Origin of the sequence: Pseudomonas sp. AP42 (assembly GCF_001728935.1) — a bacterium.
Lineage (GTDB): Bacteria > Pseudomonadota > Gammaproteobacteria > Pseudomonadales > Pseudomonadaceae > Aquipseudomonas > Aquipseudomonas lactis.
Genome location: NZ_LYSO01000027.1, coordinates 17,600 through 37,000, shown reverse-complemented (window position 1 = coordinate 37,000; position 19,401 = coordinate 17,600). Strand labels below are relative to the sequence as shown.

Annotated in this window: 19 protein-coding genes; 14 read left to right on the top strand and 5 right to left on the bottom strand. The window is 58.9% G+C overall.

Annotated elements, in window-relative coordinates:
• The first annotated feature begins 9 nt into the window (after positions 1–9).
• From nuoI to A7K61_RS12820, 8 genes are all read left to right on the top strand, one after another.
• A complete protein-coding gene (gene nuoI, locus A7K61_RS12855) occupies positions 10–558 on the top strand; it encodes an NADH-quinone oxidoreductase subunit NuoI (RefSeq protein WP_003174725.1) in 549 nt (182 codons plus the stop codon).
• Positions 559–567: 9 nt separating this feature from the next.
• On the top strand, positions 568–1,071 hold the full coding sequence (nuoJ, locus tag A7K61_RS12850; protein WP_003174726.1) for an NADH-quinone oxidoreductase subunit J: 504 nt from the start codon (positions 568–570) through the stop codon (positions 1,069–1,071).
• 2 nt (positions 1,072–1,073) lie between these two features.
• The gene (gene nuoK, locus A7K61_RS12845) at positions 1,074–1,382 is read left to right on the top strand and encodes an NADH-quinone oxidoreductase subunit NuoK (protein WP_003174727.1); all 309 of its coding nucleotides are present in this window, start codon (positions 1,074–1,076) and stop codon (positions 1,380–1,382) included.
• Complete coding sequence (gene nuoL, locus A7K61_RS12840; protein WP_044274602.1) at positions 1,379–3,232, top strand: NADH-quinone oxidoreductase subunit L; 1,854 nt, start codon at positions 1,379–1,381, stop codon at positions 3,230–3,232. Before nuoK ends, nuoL begins: the two co-directional genes overlap by 4 nt.
• 55 nt (positions 3,233–3,287) lie before the next feature.
• Complete coding sequence (nuoM, locus tag A7K61_RS12835; RefSeq protein ID WP_014718913.1) at positions 3,288–4,820, top strand: NADH-quinone oxidoreductase subunit M; 1,533 nt, start codon at positions 3,288–3,290, stop codon at positions 4,818–4,820.
• Between the two features lie 7 nt (positions 4,821–4,827).
• The gene (gene nuoN, locus A7K61_RS12830; RefSeq protein ID WP_003192122.1) at positions 4,828–6,291 is read left to right on the top strand and encodes an NADH-quinone oxidoreductase subunit NuoN; all 1,464 of its coding nucleotides are present in this window, start codon (positions 4,828–4,830) and stop codon (positions 6,289–6,291) included.
• A gap of 238 nt (positions 6,292–6,529) precedes the next feature.
• Entirely contained in the window at positions 6,530–6,880 is a 351-nt protein-coding gene (locus tag A7K61_RS12825; RefSeq protein WP_003192123.1) for a toxin, read from the top strand.
• The gene (locus tag A7K61_RS12820) at positions 6,870–7,184 is read left to right on the top strand and encodes a DNA-binding transcriptional regulator (RefSeq protein WP_044274604.1); all 315 of its coding nucleotides are present in this window, start codon (positions 6,870–6,872) and stop codon (positions 7,182–7,184) included. The genes A7K61_RS12825 and A7K61_RS12820 overlap by 11 nt, the downstream gene beginning before the upstream one ends.
• Positions 7,185–7,245: 61 nt before the next feature.
• Here the strand turns inward: A7K61_RS12820 and A7K61_RS12815 are convergent, their stop codons facing one another.
• Positions 7,246–7,998: an outer membrane beta-barrel protein gene (locus A7K61_RS12815; RefSeq protein WP_044274605.1), complete on the bottom strand. Its 753-nt coding sequence runs from the start codon at positions 7,996–7,998 to the stop codon at positions 7,246–7,248.
• 125 nt (positions 7,999–8,123) lie between these two features.
• On the bottom strand, positions 8,124–8,957 hold the full coding sequence (locus tag A7K61_RS12810) for an arylamine N-acetyltransferase (protein ID WP_069557701.1): 834 nt from the start codon (positions 8,955–8,957) through the stop codon (positions 8,124–8,126).
• 120 nt (positions 8,958–9,077) lie between these two features.
• On the opposite strand from A7K61_RS12810, the gene A7K61_RS12805 reads away from it, so the two are divergent.
• The gene (locus A7K61_RS12805; RefSeq protein WP_003192128.1) at positions 9,078–9,314 is read left to right on the top strand and encodes a DUF6555 family protein; all 237 of its coding nucleotides are present in this window, start codon (positions 9,078–9,080) and stop codon (positions 9,312–9,314) included.
• 30 nt (positions 9,315–9,344) lie between these two features.
• Here the strand turns inward: A7K61_RS12805 and A7K61_RS12800 are convergent, their stop codons facing one another.
• Both A7K61_RS12800 and A7K61_RS12795 read right to left on the bottom strand, forming a co-directional pair.
• Positions 9,345–9,545, bottom strand: a complete 201-nt coding sequence (locus tag A7K61_RS12800; protein WP_044274607.1) for a DUF6021 family protein — start codon at positions 9,543–9,545, stop codon at positions 9,345–9,347.
• A 12-nt stretch (positions 9,546–9,557) separates the two neighbouring features.
• Complete coding sequence (locus A7K61_RS12795) at positions 9,558–9,737, bottom strand: hypothetical protein (protein WP_044274608.1); 180 nt, start codon at positions 9,735–9,737, stop codon at positions 9,558–9,560.
• Between the two features lie 114 nt (positions 9,738–9,851).
• On the opposite strand from A7K61_RS12795, the gene A7K61_RS12790 reads away from it, so the two are divergent.
• Positions 9,852–10,373, top strand: coding sequence for a DUF3087 family protein (locus tag A7K61_RS12790; protein ID WP_044274609.1), 522 nt, complete (start codon positions 9,852–9,854; stop codon positions 10,371–10,373).
• A 129-nt stretch (positions 10,374–10,502) separates the two neighbouring features.
• A complete protein-coding gene (locus A7K61_RS12785) occupies positions 10,503–11,216 on the top strand; it encodes a carbonic anhydrase (protein ID WP_228391104.1) in 714 nt (237 codons plus the stop codon).
• A 121-nt stretch (positions 11,217–11,337) separates the two neighbouring features.
• Here the strand turns inward: A7K61_RS12785 and A7K61_RS12780 are convergent, their stop codons facing one another.
• Positions 11,338–12,213 carry a Dyp-type peroxidase gene (locus tag A7K61_RS12780; protein WP_047711158.1) on the bottom strand — a complete coding sequence of 292 codons (876 nt, stop codon included), beginning with the start codon at positions 12,211–12,213 and terminating at the stop codon, positions 11,338–11,340.
• A gap of 138 nt (positions 12,214–12,351) precedes the next feature.
• Here A7K61_RS12780 and A7K61_RS12775 point away from each other — a divergent pair, with 138 nt between their 5' ends.
• The 3 genes from A7K61_RS12775 to A7K61_RS12765 all read left to right on the top strand — a co-directional run bounded on the left by A7K61_RS12775 (position 12,352) and on the right by A7K61_RS12765 (position 19,348).
• The gene (locus A7K61_RS12775; protein ID WP_069557700.1) at positions 12,352–13,968 is read left to right on the top strand and encodes an NADP-dependent glyceraldehyde-3-phosphate dehydrogenase; all 1,617 of its coding nucleotides are present in this window, start codon (positions 12,352–12,354) and stop codon (positions 13,966–13,968) included.
• A 152-nt stretch (positions 13,969–14,120) separates the two neighbouring features.
• The gene (locus tag A7K61_RS12770; protein WP_069557699.1) at positions 14,121–15,182 is read left to right on the top strand and encodes an FUSC family protein; all 1,062 of its coding nucleotides are present in this window, start codon (positions 14,121–14,123) and stop codon (positions 15,180–15,182) included.
• Positions 15,183–15,475: 293 nt separating this feature from the next.
• Positions 15,476–19,348, top strand: coding sequence for a hypothetical protein (locus tag A7K61_RS12765; RefSeq protein WP_069557698.1), 3,873 nt, complete (start codon positions 15,476–15,478; stop codon positions 19,346–19,348).
• Positions 19,349–19,401: the final 53 nt, after the last annotated feature.

Here is a 19,401-nt window from a genome sequence, read left to right as displayed (position 1 = left end):
ATTTGACCCATGTTCAAATATATTGGCGACATCGTTAAGGGTACCGGTACCCAGTTGCGAAGCCTGGTGATGGTGTTCGGTCACGGCTTTCGCAAACGCGACACCCTGCAATACCCCGAAGAAGCGGTGTACCTGCCACCGCGCTATCGCGGCCGCATCGTACTGACCCGCGACCCCGACGGCGAAGAGCGTTGCGTAGCCTGCAACCTGTGCGCCGTGGCGTGCCCGGTGGGTTGCATTTCCCTGCAGAAAGCTGAAACCGAAGACGGTCGCTGGTACCCGGACTTCTTCCGCATCAACTTCTCGCGCTGCATTTTCTGTGGCCTCTGCGAGGAAGCTTGCCCGACCACCGCGATCCAGCTCACCCCGGATTTCGAGATGGCCGAGTTCAAACGTCAGGACCTGGTGTACGAGAAAGAAGATCTTTTGATCTCTGGTCCCGGTAAAAACCCTGATTACAACTTCTATCGTGTTGCAGGTATGGCCGTTGCCGGTAAGCCAAAAGGCGCCGCACAAAACGAAGCCGAGCCGATCAACGTGAAGAGCTTGCTGCCTTAAGGAAGAAAGATGGAATTCGCTTTCTATTTCGCATCGGGTATTGCAGTGGTGTCCACGCTTCGCGTGATCACCAACACTAACCCCGTGCACGCCCTGCTCTACCTGATCATTTCGCTGATCGCCGTGGCCATGACCTTCTTCAGCCTCGGCGCACCGTTCGCCGGTGTGCTGGAAGTGATCGCCTACGCCGGCGCCATCATGGTGCTGTTCGTGTTTGTGGTGATGATGCTCAACCTGGGGCCGGCTTCGGTCGCCCAGGAGCGCGTCTGGCTCAAGCCCGGCATCTGGCTCGGCCCGGTTGTCCTCGCAGCCCTGCTGCTGGGTGAACTGCTGTATGTGCTGTTCGCTCACCAGAGCGGCCAGGCCATCGGCCACACCACCGTAGACGCGAAAGCCGTGGGCATCAGCCTGTTCGGCCCGTACCTGCTGGTGGTCGAACTGGCTTCGATGCTGCTGCTCGCCGCAGCCATCACTGCCTTCCACTTGGGCCGCAACGAAGCCAAGGAGCAATGACGATGCCTGCTATCCCTTTGGAGCATGGTCTGGCGGTCGCCGGCATCCTGTTCTGCCTTGGCCTGGTCGGCCTGATGGTTCGCCGTAACATTCTGTTCGTGTTGATGAGCCTGGAAATCATGATGAACGCCGCGGCACTGGCATTCATCGTGGCAGGCGCGCGTTGGGGCCAGCCGGATGGGCAAGTGATGTTCATCCTGGTGATCAGCCTGGCAGCCGCCGAAGCCAGTATTGGCCTGGCGATCCTGCTGCAGCTGTATCGTCGCTTCCACACGCTTGATATCGACGCTGCCAGTGAGATGCGCGGATGAACATGATCTTTCTGACTTTCGTATTCCCCCTGATCGGTTTCCTGCTGCTGTCGTTCTCTCGCGGGCGCTGGTCGGAAAACCTCTCGGCCCTGATCGGCGTGGGCTCCATCGGCCTGTCGGCCATCGTGGCCGCCTACGTCATCTGGCAATTCAACGTGGCCCCGCCTGAAGGCGGCCACTACACCCTGGTGCTGTGGCAGTGGATGGCGGTTGAGGGCTTCAAGCCCAACTTCGCCCTCTACATCGACGGCCTGTCGATCACCATGCTCGGCGTGGTGGTGGGTGTGGGCTTCCTGATCCACCTGTTCGCGTCCTGGTACATGCGCGGTGAAGCGGGTTACTCGCGCTTCTTCTCGTACACCAACCTGTTTATCGCCAGCATGCTGTTCCTGGTGCTGGGCGATAACCTGTTGTTCCTGTACTTCGGCTGGGAAGGCGTGGGCTTGTGCTCGTACCTGTTGATCGGTTTCTACTACAGCAACCGCAACAACGGTAACGCGGCACTCAAGGCATTTATCGTCACCCGCATCGGCGACGTGTTCATGGCCATCGGCCTGTTCATCCTGTTCCAACAGGTGGGCACGCTGAACATCCAGGAACTGCTGGTGCTGGCTCCGCAGAAATTCCAGGTCGGTGACTTCTGGATCACCCTGGCGACCCTGATGCTGCTGGGCGGCGCCGTGGGTAAATCTGCGCAACTGCCGCTGCAAACCTGGCTGGCGGATGCGATGGCCGGCCCTACCCCGGTATCGGCATTGATCCACGCCGCCACCATGGTAACCGCCGGTGTCTACCTGATCGCCCGTACCCACGGCCTGTTCACCCTGGCGCCGGACATCCTGCACCTGGTGGGCATCGTCGGCGGCGTGACCCTGGTACTGGCCGGCTTCGCCGCGCTGGTGCAGACCGACATCAAGCGTATCCTCGCCTACTCGACCATGAGCCAGATCGGCTACATGTTCCTGGCCCTGGGCGTTGGGGCCTGGGACGCGGCGATCTTCCACCTGATGACCCACGCGTTCTTCAAGGCCCTGCTGTTCCTCGCCTCCGGTGCGGTGATCGTGGCCTGCCACCACGAGCAGAACATCTTCAAGATGGGCGGCCTGTGGAAGAAACTGCCACTGGCCTACGCCAGCTTCATCGTCGGTGGTGCCGCCCTGGCCGCCCTGCCGTTGGTGACTGCCGGTTTCTACTCCAAGGACGAGATCCTCTGGGAAGCCTTTGCCAGCGGTAACCAGAACCTGCTGTACGCAGGCCTGGTGGGTGCGTTCATGACCTCGCTGTACACCTTCCGCCTGATCTTCATCACCTTCCACGGTGAAGCCAAGACCGAAGCGCACGCAGGCCACGGCATCTCCCACTGGTTGCCACTGTCGGTGCTGATCGTCCTGTCGACCTTCGTCGGCGCGATGATCACCCCGCCGCTGCACGGTGTGTTGCCACAAAGCGTCGGCCATGCCGGCGGCGAAGCCCAGCACAGCCTGGAAATCGCCTCGGGCGCCATCGCCATCGCCGGTATCCTGCTGGCGGCCCTGCTGTTCCTCGGCAAGCGTCGCTTCGTGACCGCCGTGGCCAACAGTGGCATTGGTCGCTTCCTGTCGGCCTGGTGGTTCGCCGCCTGGGGCTTCGATTGGATCTACGACAAACTGTTCGTCAAACCTTACCTTGCGATCAGCCACGTGCTGCGCAAAGACCCGCTCGACCAGACCATCGGTTTGATCCCGCGTGCCGCCAAGGCCGGTCACACCGCCCTGAGCCGCAGCGAGACCGGCCAATTGCGTTGGTATGCAGCGTCCATGGCGGCCGGTGCCGTGCTGGTGATCGGCGCCATCGTCGTGGTAGCGGTCTGACTATGTTTAAGTGCATTGCGTACTTTGCAAACTTGCGAAAGGAAACGAGCCCGTCATGATTCTGCCCTGGCTAATCCTGATCCCCTTTATCGGCGGCCTGCTCTGCTGGATGGGTGAACGCTTCGGCGCCACCCTCCCCCGCTGGATTGCGTTGCTGACCATGTCCCTGGAACTCGCGCTCGGCCTCTGGCTGTGGGCCCATGGTGACTATTCATTCGCTCCGGCACCGGGTGTCGACCCCACCTTCGCGCTTGAATTCAAGCACGTGTGGATCCAGCGCTTCGGCATCAACGTGCACTTGGCCCTCGACGGCCTGTCGCTGTTGATGATCCTGCTGACCGGCCTGCTGGGTATCCTCTCGGTACTCTGCTCCTGGAAAGAGATCCAGCGTCACGTGGGCTTCTTCCACCTGAACCTGATGTGGATCCTGGGCGGTGTTGTCGGCGTGTTCCTGGCGCTGGACCTGTTCATGTTCTTCTTCTTCTGGGAAATGATGCTGGTGCCGATGTACTTCCTCATCGCGCTCTGGGGTCACAGTTCTTCGGACGGCAAGAAAACCCGAATCTACGCGGCGACCAAGTTCTTCATCTTCACCCAGGCTTCCGGCCTGATCATGTTGGTGGCGATCCTGGGCCTGGTACTGGTCAACTTCAACAACACCGGCGTGATTACCTTCAACTACGCCGACCTGTTGAAGACCAAGATGTCGCTGACCACCGAGTACGTGCTGATGCTGGGCTTCTTCATCGCCTTCGCGGTGAAGCTGCCGGTGGTGCCGTTCCACTCCTGGTTGCCTGATGCCCACGCCCAAGCGCCGACTGCCGGTTCCGTGGACCTGGCCGGTATCCTGTTGAAGACCGCTGCCTACGGCCTGCTGCGTTTCGCCCTGCCGCTGTTCCCGAATGCTTCGGCGGAATTCGCGCCGATCGCCATGACCCTGGGTCTGATCGGGATCTTCTACGGTGCGTTCCTGGCCTTCGCCCAAACCGACATCAAGCGTCTGATTGCCTTCTCGTCCGTTTCCCACATGGGTTTCGTACTGATCGGCATCTACTCCGGCAGCCAACTGGCGCTGCAGGGCGCAGTGATCCAGATGTTGGCCCACGGTGTTTCGGCCGCTGCCCTCTTTATCCTGAGTGGCCAGTTGTACGAGCGTCTGCATACCCGTGACATGCGGGAAATGGGTGGCGTGTGGTCGCGCATCGCGTACCTGCCGGCTATCAGCCTGTTCTTTGCCGCCGCGTCGCTGGGCTTGCCGGGTACCGGTAACTTCATCGGCGAGTTCCTGATCCTGATGGGTGCCTTTGTGCAGACGCCGTGGATCAGCGCCATCGCCACCTCCGGCCTGGTGTTCGGTTCGGTCTACTCGCTGATCATGATCCACCGCGCCTATTTCGGCCCGGCCAAGTCCGACACCGTCCTGCAAGGGATGGATGCGCGCGAACTGATCATGGTGCTCGGCCTTGCGGTATTGCTGATCTTCATCGGCGTGTACCCGCAACCGTTCCTGGACACTTCTGCCGCAACGATGCATGGCGTGCAGCAGTGGTTCGGCACCGCCTTCTCCCAACTCGCTTCGGCCCGGTAAGAGCGCTATGGAATTCACGATCCAACACTTTATCGCGCTTGCGCCGCTGCTGATTACCAGCCTCACCATCGTGGTGGTGATGCTGGCAATCGCCTGGCGCCGCAATCATTCGCAAACGTTCCTGCTGTCCTGCGCCGGGTTGAACCTGGCCCTGCTGTCGATCATCCCGGCCCTCAAGGTCGCGCCACTGGCGGTCACGCCATTGATGATGGTCGATGACTTCGCGTTGCTGTACATCGCCCTGATCCTGGTGGCGACCCTGGCCTGCGTCACCCTCGCCCACGCCTACCTCGGCGAAGGCGGCACCGGCTACCCGGGCAACAAGGAAGAGCTGTACCTGCTGATCCTGCTGGCTGCGGCCGGCGGTATCGTGCTGGTCAGCGCGCAGCACCTGGCGGGCCTGTTCATCGGCCTGGAACTGCTGTCGATCCCGACCTACGGCCTGGTGGCCTACGCCTTCTTCAACAAGCGCTCCCTGGAAGCCGGCATCAAGTACATGGTGCTGTCGGCTGCCGGTTCCGCGTTCCTGTTGTTTGGTATGGCCCTGCTCTACGCCGAAGCCGGCAGCCTGAGCTTCACCGGTATCGGCCACGCCCTGGCCGCCACCAACAGCCCAGCGCCGATTGCCCAACTGGGCCTGGCGATGATGCTGATCGGCCTGGCGTTCAAGCTGTCTCTGGTGCCGTTCCACCTGTGGACCCCAGACGTGTACGAAGGCGCCCCGGCGCCGGTGGCGGCGTTCCTGGCCACTGCGTCCAAGGTCGCGGTGTTTGCGGTGATGGTGCGTCTGTTCCAGATCTCCCCCGCCGCCAACACCGGCGTGCTGAGCAACGTGCTGACCGTGATCGCCATCGCGTCGATCCTGTTCGGTAACCTGCTGGCCCTGACCCAGAACAACCTCAAGCGTCTGCTGGGTTATTCGTCCATCGCCCACTTCGGCTACCTGCTGATCGCCCTGGTGGCGAGCAAAGGCCTGGCCGTGGAAGCCATCGGCGTGTACCTGGTCACCTACGTGATCACAAGCCTGGGTGCTTTCGGCGTCATCACGCTGATGTCGTCACCGTACAAAGGCCGTGACGCCGACGCCCTGTACGAATACCGCGGCCTGTTCTGGCGCCGTCCGTACCTGACCGCCGTGCTCACCGTGATGATGCTGTCCCTGGCCGGTATTCCGCTGACCGCGGGCTTTATCGGCAAGTTCTACATCGTCGCGACCGGTGTCGAAGCCCACGAATGGTGGCTGGTAGCCTCGTTGGTATTGGGCAGCGCCATCGGCGTGTTCTACTACCTGCGCGTGATGGTCACCCTGTACCTGATCGAGCCAAACCTGCGCCGGGTGGATGCCGAGCTGCACTGGGAACAGAAAGCCGGTGGCGTGATGCTGCTGGCTATCGCCCTGCTCGCATTCTTCCTGGGCGTGTACCCACAACCGTTGCTCACCCTGGTGCAGCACGCGGTGCTGGGCGTTTGATCGCTTAGGTTGATGCAGTAAACAGAACGGCGCCTTTGGGCGCCGTTTTGCGTTTCTGTAGCCTGGCTTTTTCCCTTCTCTACTCGCTGAAATTCCCTCTTCAATCTGCCTCCTCATCCGGCATCTTCCCCGCTGGATGCGGCCTTAAGGTGTTTGCGTTTTAAGAAAGTTCCCACAGCTCGGGCACTTGACCCGTCGCGAGTGGGCCACCAAACTATACGCAGGCTACGTACAGAACATGGATGCTCTATTTATCGAACTGCCGGCATTCGAACGGCATCGCAGGGACTATCTGAGTGATGAGCTTTTTCACGGTTTTCAGCAGGAGTTGATGAAAAACCCAGAAGCGGGAGACGTGATCGAAGGAACGGGCGGGTTGAGAAAGGTTCGGTTCGTCGATGAGCGACGAAACAAAGGCAAGCGCGGTGGCCTGCGGGTCATTTACTACTGGTGGTCAGGCGGTACGCAATTCTGGTTATTCACTTTGTACGGCAAACACGAACAGAACGACCTGACACCCCAACACAAGAAAGCCCTTAAACACATGCTAGACAGGGAAATCAAAGCGAGAACACACCATGAAACGTGAAATCTTTTCCGAACTGGTCGAAGGCTTCGACGCCCTGGCCGATGAACGCCAGGGCAAAATCACCCTGCGCACCCACAAAGCGCACCTCAACAAGCTGGCGCCACTGCGCGCTGACGAGGTAATCGCCGTACGCCAGCAACTCAACCTGTCCCGCTCGGTATTCGCCATGTACCTGCGCACCAACACCCGCACCTTGGAGAACTGGGAGCAAGGCCGGGCCAAGCCGAATGCGCAGGCTGTCACGTTGATACGACTGGTGGCGCGCTTTCCGGAAACCGTGGCGCAACTTGCCGCATTGGGCTGACCTGCAATAGCCGAAAAAAAACGCCCCGAGCATTCGGGGCGTTTTTACAGCGTAAACAGCGTTAGAACGCGATACCCACCTTGAAACCATACTCATCACGCTTGAGCTTGGTGTTGTCGGCCACATAGGAATCGTTATCGAGCTTGTACTCGGTGCGGGTGTAGTACAGGCCCGCCATCACTGGCAGGTCGCCCTTCTGGTTCATCAGCAGGCTGACTTCGGCGTAAGGGTTGGTGCGGTCCTTGAGGTCCACAGTGTCGCTGCCGACGCCGTCGACCTTGAGCTTGGCGCGGCCGTCGATGGTGTGACGGGCGCCGGCTTCAACGCGCAGGGTCATGTCATCGAACTGGTGGTTGTAGCCCAAAGCGGCCTTGGCAAACGGCGACTTGTTGGTGAGCTTCATGTCGTAGCCATTGGTGTCCGGCTCGTAGCGGGTCCAGCTGTAGCCACCACCCACGATCACGTCGACAAAATTGCGCGCATCCAGCGCGGCACGCCAGCCGAGGTCTAGGTCGGCCTGGCCTTCCTTGAGTTTGTTATCGCTTTTTTCGCCGTACTTGGCTTCGATACCGGCCTGGTAGATAAAGCCCGACTCGGCAGTGAGCTTGTTGCCGAAGTTGTAGAACAGGCCGGCTTCAGGCATGTGGTCTTTGTCGCTTTCGCTACCGCCTTCAAGTTTGAAGTCGTTGTAGCTGCCCATGATCCCGAACGTGGAAATCGGGTCGGTGGAAGGTGCTGCGAACACCACGCCAGGCGCAGCCACCAGGGCCAGCAACGAGGTGTTCTTGAGGAGTTTTCCGAATAGTTTGGACATCGTTTTACATCTCCATTTTAAGGTGGGCAAAGTATTCAGGAATCGGTTCGAACCCTGGCGTTTGCGAAAAGTTCGAACTGATTTGCACCAAAATGGAGAAAAAACGGTTCAGCGAAGGCTCTATCTCAAGACTCTTCAGGATTCATGCGAATCAGGTGTTCAACGGCTTCGCGAAGTTGAGGCTGCTCCGGCAGCCGAATGCCGAAGGTGTCGCGCAACAGTCCCAGTAACTCATCGGCACTCTTGAGCGTGCGCTTTTCGCTGGGTTGACCCAGATAATGAAGGGCATAGCGGGCGTTGGCCAAGGTATGACGTTTACCGGGCGCAAGCAGCGCGGCTTTCAACTGCCCTACGAACGGTGAGCCAGGGTGCGTGGAGACGTACCAGTTGCCGATTTCATAGTCGATGTCGGCCTGGGTTTGCAGGTCGAACACGTACAGGCCACGCCACTCCTCGCCCACCTGGGCCCATAGCGTATAGCTGCCTTGATTGAGCGTCAGTCGATAAGGTTCATGAGCGGTGGCCTGGGGCGCTTCGGTGTCCAGGTGCAACGGACTGCTGGGCACCATGCCGCCAAAACCGACATCGGTGATATAGCGCACGCCGTCGAGGGTCACCAGGCTCAAGCGATGGGTACGCCCGGTGTGGGCGTCCGGTGGGCCGCCGATCACAACGCGCCCGGTGATGCCACGGGCCTCAAAGCCCAGTTCCAGCAACAGCGCCAGGAACAGCTGGTTCAACTCGTAGCAATAGCCGCCACGCCCCTCATGCAGCACCTTACGCTCGACGCTGGGCAGGTCGATCGGCACCGGTGCATGCATCAGGGTCGACAGGCTTTCAAAGGCGAAGGTGCACACATGGCGCAGTTGCAGGTCCCGCAGAGTTTGCAGGGTGGGCGGCGGTGGCGAGGCATAGCCCAGGCGTTGCAGGTACAGGCGGCTATTAGCGAGTGTGTACATGGCGCGATCCTTGGGCGCAGGGCGAGAGCGTCACTATGCCGCGCCTCTGTGTGCGTTGTCATTTTGAATGAACCTTTTGGAGCGCCAGCCTATCCATCTATAACAAGATTGGGAGGCAACATGAGTACCGCAAAAATCTACACCGTCCACTATCAGCTACACGGTAAACCCAAGTCTTTCGTGGTGCGCGCCGAGGTGATGAACAACGCCGAGGCCTGGCATTGGGCGGCCGTCGATGCCGACATTGCCCATGTCAGCCGCATCGGCCGCGTGGGTCACGAGCAGGTGAAAAAGACCACCCGGCCCTGGGCGGAAAAATACGGTATCAGCGACGTCAGTTGGTCCCCGCCCAGATAAACAAAGCCCCGCACACAGGCGGGGCTTGGTTCACTGCTTCAAGTCGCCCAACGGATCGTAGGGCGGCTTTTTTTTCGCTGTCTCCTCGTCCTTTTTGTCCAGCGGCGCAATTGCCGGGCCGATTGGATCGACCTGCGGGTCGGCCAGGTCCGGCGAGTCCGGGTCGAAGCCCAGTTCATCCTTGCCACTGGCATGTTCGTTGGAATGGGGGCCATCGGTACGCTTGTTCATCAGGTTCTCCTGTTAAAGCGGGCGGGCTTTGTCGTGGAGGTTTTCCAGGTCTTCTTCGACGCGCTGCACATCGTCTTCCGGGCCTCGTTCTTTCGGGTCATTGGGGCGCAACGCATCGTTGTCGCGCTCCTCTTCACCGGGAGTGCGGTGCGGGTCGGGTGTACCAGGCGGTGGCTGTTTATAGTCGGGCATGACGGCTGACCTCATGAAGGGTTCACCGTTTTAGAGAAATCGCCCTCGGCTATCGTTCAACTTCATTGCTGCAAGCATGAGAAGATGAGCGCCCTTTCTGGAGACCTGCCCCGGATGTTTGAGCTCAAACCCTGCGACCCCGCCACCTATCGCCAACAGACCCGCCGCAGCACACTGGTCATTGCCGTGCTGTTCCTGGCCTTGGCCATGCTGTTATCGAGCCTGGCAGTGATGCTGTTCGGTGAGCCTGGCGGTGATAATTTTCGCTTCAACGTCGGCGGCGTATTCGCCGGCGTGCTGATCACGGTCGCGCTGGTGCGTGGCCCGTTCTGGACCCAACCCTGGATGGCGTCGGCGGTGTATGGCTGGCAGCTCAAGCGCAGCCTGATGAGCGTGACCAATGTGATGCACAAGGTCAGCGAGCGGGTGCAGGCCAACGACCCGGCAGCCATCAAGCTGTTGCGCTTCTATCACCTGGGGCTGACGCAGATGCACGAGCTGGACGCCAACTCCAGCGCCCAGGCGCAACTGGTGGGCGAGATCGAGGCCCACAAGGCAAAGATGCAGGCGCTGGGCATCGATATTGCGCAAACCCGGTTGGACCCAGCCTGGCTGGACAGTCTGAAAAATGCATAAGGCCGGTCAGCGCCTGGACTAAAAAACAAGACAATTCTTACATCCTTTCAAGGCGGTCATTCCCACTCTAGGCACCTCCCTCTCTAAACCCGTTTGAGAACCTTGCCTATGTGCGATCGCCACCCCTCTATGAAAGACCGACGACACTTTCTGCAACTGGCTGCCGTCAGCGCAGGTGCAAGCCTGCTTGCCGCCGCAATGCCCTCCCTGGTGCACGCAGCCCCGACACCCGCGAGTTTGCCCAAGCCCACCAACGACCTCAGCCCACAGCTTGCCCTGCAGCGGCTGATGGAAGGCAACCGGCGTTACGCCGATGGCGTGACCAAGCGTCATGATTTTATGAGCGAACGCGAAGCGTTGGTGGGCGGGCAAAATCCGTTTGTCGCGGTGTTGAGCTGCGCCGATTCGCGGATCGCTCCGGAGTACGCCTTCGACACCGCCCGGGGCGACCTCTTCGCGGTACGGGTCGCGGGCAATTTCGTCACCGATAACGGGCTTGCCAGCCTCGAATATGCCGTGGCCGTATTGGGTACGCCGTTGATCATGGTATTGGGGCACGACCAGTGCGGCGCCGTCGCAGCAGGGGTCAAGGTGGTCAAGGATAACGCCCGCTTCCCCGGCAAGATCCAGGGCTTGGCCGATACTTTCAAACCCTCGGTGAACAAGGTATTGAAAGCGCCCGGCGACCTGCTGGAAAACGCCATTGCACAAAATGTCGCCGACACCATGGCGCGGCTCATGGCTGAATCAAGCTTGTTGGCCGATGCGGTCGCGGCGGGAAAACTGCTGATAGTGGGCGGCGTGTACAAGCTGCACAGCGGCAAGGTGAAAATGCTCGGTTAAGCTTTCTGTAGGAGCGAGCTTGCTCGCGAAAAGCGTCAACGATAACGCGCGCCGCCAGAATCAACGCGGCGCCTTCGCGTTTTTCGCGAGCAAGCTCGCTCCTACAGGGGGCAATAATCGCTCAAGGAAGCGGCGTCTCAAAAACCACGCCCAGGTCCAGGCGCCCGTCCTTCAGCGGCGGGCACCAGTAATAGCCCCCCGTCAACGGCTTGCTGATGCGATACAGGCCATCGACAATCCCATCTTCCAACCCACTCATGCGTCGCAACTGCGCTTCGAACGCATCGAAAGAATGACCAAACGCGAGGAACATCAGCCCCGCGTGGCCATTTTCGGCCCAGGGCATGGAGCGGCGCACCACGAAGGCTTCCGGTGTGAAGCTTTCCTGGGCGGTACGCTTGGTATGGGCCGACTCGGGGGCATCGTCGAGCTCTTCGTTATCGCCATGGCGGCGGCCAATGATGTGGTCACGCTCCTGGGCAGGCAACGCGGCGAAACCGTCAAGGTCGTGCTGCCATTGCTGGATAGCAGCGAAGCTGGCGCCGCTGTCGGTCAGCGCGGCTTCCACGGCGGCATCGTCGTGGGGGTTTTCGGTGCCGTCTTCGTAGTCGGTCAGGTCAAAGCCGGTCTTGTAGCGGAAGCCTTCAGTCGATTGCACCCGGCGAAACGCCGGAGCCAGCGCTTTTTCCACGGCACGGCTGCGCAGCAGCAACTCACCGCGATCCACCCCATGCAGCCATACCCACAGCGCCTGTTGAGTCGAGGGGTTGTGAGCGCCAGGGCCGCTGACGGCCGGGAATGAGCGCAGCCCTGGGATCTGGGCACCCAGCGCCTTTACCAGCGGCTCACCGAACCCCACCACAGCCGCCGCATCCGTCAACTGCACCAGTGCGTCCAGCGCAGCGGGCACGGCTTGCAGCGAGTCGAGGGCGAAAAACAGATGGCGGGCCTGCAAAGGCACCGGTGCGGCAAGAATGCCCGGCTGGTACTGACTCATGTGAACTCCTTCTGAAAAGCCGCGCAGTTTACCCGGCGGACACCGCGCTGCGAACAAGAATGCGCGCAAGCCTTGCGTTAGAGCCGCTTGTTGGGTGACTCTCTAGTCATGTTTTGCAACTATTCCAGGGGTAGCGACATGACCACCAGCAACCTGCTCGCCCAGCTGTTTCCCACCTCCACCGCGCAGATTCCCGAGCAATTTCGCCTGGCGGCGCCCATTGAACAACGTGAATACCTGGTCGATGGCCAGTTGCAGGTGTGGAACGGCCCGCTTGCCCGCGTGCAAAGCCCGGTGCAACTGGGTGATGAGCGCGTGCACATCGGCAGCACGCCGTTGCTGGATGCCGACACCGCCCTCACCGCCCTGGATGCTGCCGTGCGCGCCTACGACCGTGGCCAAGGTGCATGGCCGACGATGCGGGTGGTTGAGCGTATCCAGCACGTCGAGGCGTTCCTGCGGCGCATGCGCGAACAGCGCGATGCGGTGGTCAAGCTGCTGATGTGGGAGATCGGCAAGAACCTCAAAGACTCGCAGAAAGAATTCGACCGCACCTGCGACTACATCACCGACACCATCAATGCCCTCAAGGAACTCGACCGCCGCAGCAGTCGCTTTGAGCTGGAGCAGGACACCCTCGGCCAGATCCGCCGCGTGCCCCTGGGCGTGGCGTTGTGCATGGGGCCTTACAACTACCCATTGAACGAGACCTTCACCACGCTGATCCCGGCGTTGATCATGGGCAATACCGTGGTGTTCAAGCCGGCCAAGCTGGGTGTGCTGTTGATCCGCCCCTTGCTGGAAGCCTTCCGCGACAGCTTCCCGGCCGGGGTGATCAATGTGATCTACGGCAGCGGTCGCGAGACCGTGAGCGCGCTGATGGCCAGCGGCAAGATCGACATCTTTGCGTTCATCGGCACCAACAAGGCCGCCAGTGATTTGAAAAAGCTGCACCCCAAGCCGCACCGTTTGCGCGCTGCGCTGGGGCTGGATGCCAAAAACCCGGGTATCGTGCTGCCCGAAGTGGACCTGGACAATGCGGTGAACGAAGCCGTCACCGGCTCGCTGTCGTTCAACGGCCAGCGTTGCACCGCGTTGAAAATCCTGTTCGTGCATGAAGACGTGGTCGAGCGCTTTATCGAGAAATTCAACGCCAAGCTGGCGACGCTCAAGCCCGGCATGCCCTGGGAGGATGGCGTGGCGCTGACCCCATTGCCAGAAGTGGGCAAGGTCGACTACCTCAACGAACTGGTGGCCGACGCCGCCCGGCATGGCGCCCAGATGATGAATGCCGAGGGCGGCAGCAGCCGTGGTTCGTTCTTCTACCCGGCGGTGCTGTACCCGGTGAACCCGCAGATGCGCGTCTACCACGAAGAGCAATTCGGCCCGGTGGTGCCGATCGTGCCCTACCGTGACCTGGACACCGTGATCGACTACGTGCTGGACTCGGATTTCGGCCAGCAGTTGAGCCTCTTCGGCACCGATCCTGTGGAAGTCGGACGCCTGGTGGACACCTTCGCCAACCAGGTGGGCCGCATCAACATCAACGCCCAATGCCAGCGCGGGCCGGACACCTTCCCCTTCAACGGGCGCAAGAACTCGGCCGAGGGCACGCTGTCGGTACATGACGCCTTGCGCGTGTTCTCGATCCGCACCTTGGTGGCGACCAAGTTCCAGGACAGTAACAAGGCGTTGGTCAGCGACATTTTGCGCAACCGCGATTCGAGTTTCCTGACTACCGACTACATTTTTTAAGAGCGCCGCGGAACAAAATGTGGGAGCGGGCTTGCTCGCGAAAGCGGAGTGTCAGTCAACAAACTTTTAACTGATACATCGCTTTCGCGAGCAAGCCCGCTCCCACCATTCAGACCGAGCCTGCCCTACTTACTGAGGCCACTTTACTGCTGATGAACCTGCCCTTCTTTGCCCGGCGCCTGCTGCGCCCCTTGCTCGACCCCTACCGCCGCTTTCGCCATGCCAAGCTGATCCACGCCGCGCGCGTATCAGTGGGTTTGCTGGCAACCATCCTGCTGACCACCGGCCTCAACCTGCCCCACGGTGAATGGGCGTCGGTGACCATGCTGATCGTCATCGGCGGGCTGCAGCACCACGGCAATATCGGCAAGAAAGCCGTCGAGCGCGCCTACGGCACCTTGATCGGTGCCAGCGTCGGCTTGCTGCTGGTGGTGCAACAGGCATACTTCGGCCTGCCATTGCTCACCTACCTGCTGATGTCAGTGGTGTGCGGGTTCTTTTCCTATCACGCCATCGGCAAAGGCGGTTACATCGCGCTGCTGTCGGCGATCACGGTATTTATCGTCGCCGGCCACGGCGACAACCCGATCTCCGATGGCCTGTGGCGCACCGTCGATATCCTCATTGGCATCGTGCTGGCCCTGGCGTTTTCCTTTGCCTTGCCGTTGTACGCCGTGTATTCGTGGCGCTACAACCTGGCCAGCGCCCTGCGTGACTGCGCGCAGATTTATAGCCGGATCATCAATGGCCAATCGGTAACCGACGACGAACACCTCAAGCTGCTCAACCGCTTGAACGGGGCAATGGTGCAGCTGCGTTCGTTGATGCCGTCGGTGTCCAAGGAAGTGCGGATTTCCATGACTGAACTGGATGCGATCCAGCGGCACCTGCGCCTGTGCATCAGCACTTTGGAGATTCTGGGCAATACCCGGCCAGACCCGCGCGATGAGCAGGCCACGGCAAGGATGCGGTTGATGTTGAAGGCCGAGCATCGGCAGATTCGGGTGCAACTGGTGGGGATGGCGCGGGCGTTGAAGTCGGGGGTGACGGAGCGGTTGGAGCGCACCGGTCGTACCTCTGCCAGTGAGTCCACGCTGGATGCACCGGTGTACAGCGCGCTGGATGGGTATCGGCTGTTGACCTTGCAACTGGCGGCAAACGTAGATCAGATGCGTCAACGGCTTGGCAAAAGTGCCGCTCGCTGGAAAATTTAGCGACAGCTGGATGGCAGCTTTACGCACATCGACACATTCACACTTTCTCTTACATATTTTTCACGTTTTATTCACAAGCCGAGACGTAGTGTGAAGCCTCATCCGTTACAAACGTTGCATATCAAGCCCGCCGCCCCAGCGGGCTTTTTTTTGCCTGAATGACGGGCAGTTTATCGCTACCATTCGTCGCCACTGTCAATTCTCACAGCTATCCACGCCCTCTTGCGTAATGCCTAACTCTTTCGACGACGCCACAGTCGCAACTCAGTTAGTCATAAAGCAGGATTGCCATCATGAGCCACGACATTGCTTTGCCCGCCACTGAACCCAAAGGGCCGGTGGAAGACGCCATCGACCTGTCCGCCCCCCAGCGCTTGAGACCCGATTATTTCGCGCCCCCGCAGGTGGTCCAGGGGCCTCTCACCTCTGACTCATTTACCCGCGTGCCTTTCGCAGACCTCCCCCTCTACATTCCCGGCTTGACGCAAAACGTCGTCGGCTTCAATGGGGGTATCAACAAAGCGGCGCTGGACGTTCATCGTGAAAAAGGGTTGCTGTGCAATCTGCTGCCCTACCTGGATATGGCCAACAACGACTTCATTGAATTGTTCTGCCGCGACTTGCTGGTACCCGTCGACTCCTACAACATTACTCAGGATGATGTCGACCAGGCTCGGATGATTCCGTTGTACATTCCACGAACTCGTCTTCCTGATGGCCCCGCCAATCCGGTGTTCATGAGGGTGACTCCTGTCCGTGGTAACGCCGCAGAAACCCAGCGCCTCAACCTGAAGGTCGATACCGTGCCTCCCGCCGGTCGTAACCCGACAGGCAGCACGCTGCACAACGAGAACCTGCCGCTTCCGGTGTTCCCTCAAAAGATCATCGATTACGGGGTGAGCGAGGCAGACGCGCAAAAAGGAGTACCCATTACCTTCAAGTTCTATCCAGACGATGACACTCAAGAACCCAGTACCTTCCGCGCCACACGTGACCGTATTAGCCTGCGCATCAATGGGATCGATCCCGAACTCCCTCCGCTCACAGAAGAACAGGCCGCCGGGCGTGAAGAAATCACCTTCACGCTTTCATATGGTTTCTGGGAGAAGGTACGCAGCGGCCTCCATGTTTGCGAATATGAAGTCATCGACGAGGTCGGCAATGCATCCCTCGGCTGGTCACCGCCACTGTGGTTGACTGTTCGGCTTAAGGACGGGGCGGCGCCGGACTTGAAGAAAGCTCTTATACTCGAAGCTGCGGGCAACATCCTTGATCATGACCAGCTCGACGGACGCGATGCAACCCTCTTGATCGAGACACCCAGCAATGACTATGCCCAGGGCGACATTATTCGGGTAACCGTCAAAGGACGGACGGACAGTGGCATTATCACCACTACTTACGACTCCCCTCCCCTCATCCCACTCAACTTTATAACCCTCGCCCTCCCCAACGCCGACCTGCGGCCCTTCATCAGCGGGCAGTTCCAACTGCTTTATGAGCTCATCCGCGGCACGCCGCCCTATCGTCAATCCGAGACCATCATTGTCGATGTCACCGGTACGCCCATCGTTAGGCGCCTGCCGCCTCCTGTGGTCCTGGAAGCATCCGGTGGCATCCTCGATCCACAATCACTGTTTGTTAACGTGGTTGTCAGGGCGTACCCCGAACTGGGCCAAGCCCCTTCTGATCGGGTAAACCTGATCCTTGAAGGGACGAAGGCTAACGGCGACCACGTTTACTACGAATTAAACGATTCCGCAGGAACGGGAGACGTGCTGTTCACGATCAATAACGGCCCCAACGGCAAAATCGCCAGCCTTGAAGGCGGTACCCTGAGGCTGCGTTATAACGTGGTCAATAAGGATGGCACCCGTCCGTCAGACGATGTGACCCTGAACGTTGGCGATATTGTGGCTTCGATGCCGGAACCACTGGTCGTCGAAGCGCCGGCACCGCTGTATCAGTTCGACCCTGAGAAACACACCGGTAATGCCCGTATTTTAGTCAAGAGCAATACCGATTTCCTGCTCAACGACACAGTGACACTCCACTGCAAAGGCACTGCACCCGGAGGCTCGGCACCTGATAAACCGTTTCTGATCGAGCCTCAATGGCTCGGTATCGACCTGCCCTTCACCTTGGAGCGTCAATACATAACCGCCAATCTCAACAAGACCATGCGCATCTACTACACGCGTAAGCGCGGGGACCAGACGCGGATTTCTCACGAGGTCAACATGAAGGTGGGCTCCAGACTTGAACTGAAAGCGCCCAGCGTGCTCGAAGCGACGGTGACCGGAGCGAACCAGGCCAGCTTGAACCCCTTGCATGTGCTGCCGCCACATCGACCAGTAGTGACTATTCGCGTGGTGTCGGACAAGTTCCCTCCCGGGTCGGATATCAAGGTGTTTATCATCGGTAAACCGGGTGTCGGCACACCGGACATTCCGGCCAAACCCGCCACGCCAGAACCTGGAGAGAACTACGTCAGTTTTACCGTGCCAAATGCTTTTGTAGGCGCGTATTTGGGCGGCAAATGCACGGTTTATTACAATCTTATCGAGATCGGTAAAACCACCAAGTCTGATGAGCTGGAGCTGAGCATCCAGCCGCTACCAGAGGTGGAATGGGACCTGGTTAGCATTCCAGAGGCCTCAGGTGGAGAAATCAGTGCAGGTGAAAAAAACCATGTGGAAATCAGGGCCTGGCACTTTATGGATAAGGAACAGGCGGTATTTATCGACCTCAAAGGACCGCCAGACTGGCCATTGCGCCAAGGGCGTGTGGTCAGTGCTCCAGAACTTGCGGCAGGCCGCATTCTGGAACCGATCCCATCGGAATATTTGAACCGCCTGCCCAACAACAGTGAATTGACTATCAAAGCCTATGTCTCGCTGGACAAGCGCGGGGAAATCATCTCGGCCCAACCATTCGTAGAAGTGAACTACCGGGTCCGTGCGCTGGGTTTGAGCTTTGTAAACGGGCCGTACGCTGTCGGGCCCGCAGGCCGCGTGGGAGACGTGCAACTGTTGCTGGGCACTAACACCAAGGCCCCCGTAGCCATCAGCCTGACGTTGCCGGCCGGTTTTACCTTTGACGATGGGACGACCGGGACCAAGGCGTTTCTTTCGGATGAGCATGGAGCGTTGACGGTTGAGGGCATTCGCAGCGCTGGGGAAGTGGGGACTTATGAGTTGAGGGCAAACAGTGGTGGTTATTCCGCCAGGAGCGAAGTTAATGTCAAGTCGTTGTTACCAGCGGGGTCGGTGTTTAATTTCAGAGGGAGTCCGAGCCACATTGCTATCACGCCGAATGGATTGTATGCATATGTTTGCGTGATAGATATCAATCGTCTCGTAAAAGTCGACTTAACCACAGGATCCATGAAAGAAATTATCATCGGCGGTGATCAGAGCGCTGTTTCCTGTTCGTTAGACGGAAAACAAGTATGTGTAACGACGAAAAGCAGCCTCATAATAGTTGAAACAGAGAAAGATGAAGTCACTGCCAGCATCGCTATATCCAGTTCTATTTTTGGACTCCACATAGGAACCTTCAGCCCTGACGGAAAATACCTTTATACTTCAATACAAGGCTGGTATGGCGACAGTAATCGCCTTTACGCATATAAAGTCGATGTTTCAGCAGAAATGAAAGTGAGGGAATATATTTTTGGAGCTTTTGTTACTAACGCGCTTTGTAGCGCTGACGGCCAACACTTTTATAGTAATGCCTACAGTAGCGGCCTCATATACAGTACCAACATCGAAACGGGCGATTCAACTGTAATTGGCGGCCTTGGAGGCAACAACAGTAACGACCTAATTATAAGCCCGGACCGTACGAGACTTTATAGCAACAACTGGGTAGGCACTGCATCCTCCAGGCTACTCGTACTAAACTTACAAACATCTCAAAGCCAGTCTTACACCATCCCATATCCATACTGTCGAGTCCTGACTGGCAACTCCAATATTAACCGCGTGCTTATCACATCAGGATCTGGAACCACCAAGAGAGTCCTTATAAACGCCAATACAGGCGCGACTATAAATACCTTCAACGTCTCCGGTTATGGTGGCGGGCAATTCAGTTGGGCAGGTGACTTGCTTTATCTCTGCGAAGCAGAAAATTCAAGAATTTCAGTGATAGCTGTCAACTAACGCATAATCCAACAACAGTAGAGCCTAGACAGGGCGGTTTTAAGAAACTTAAA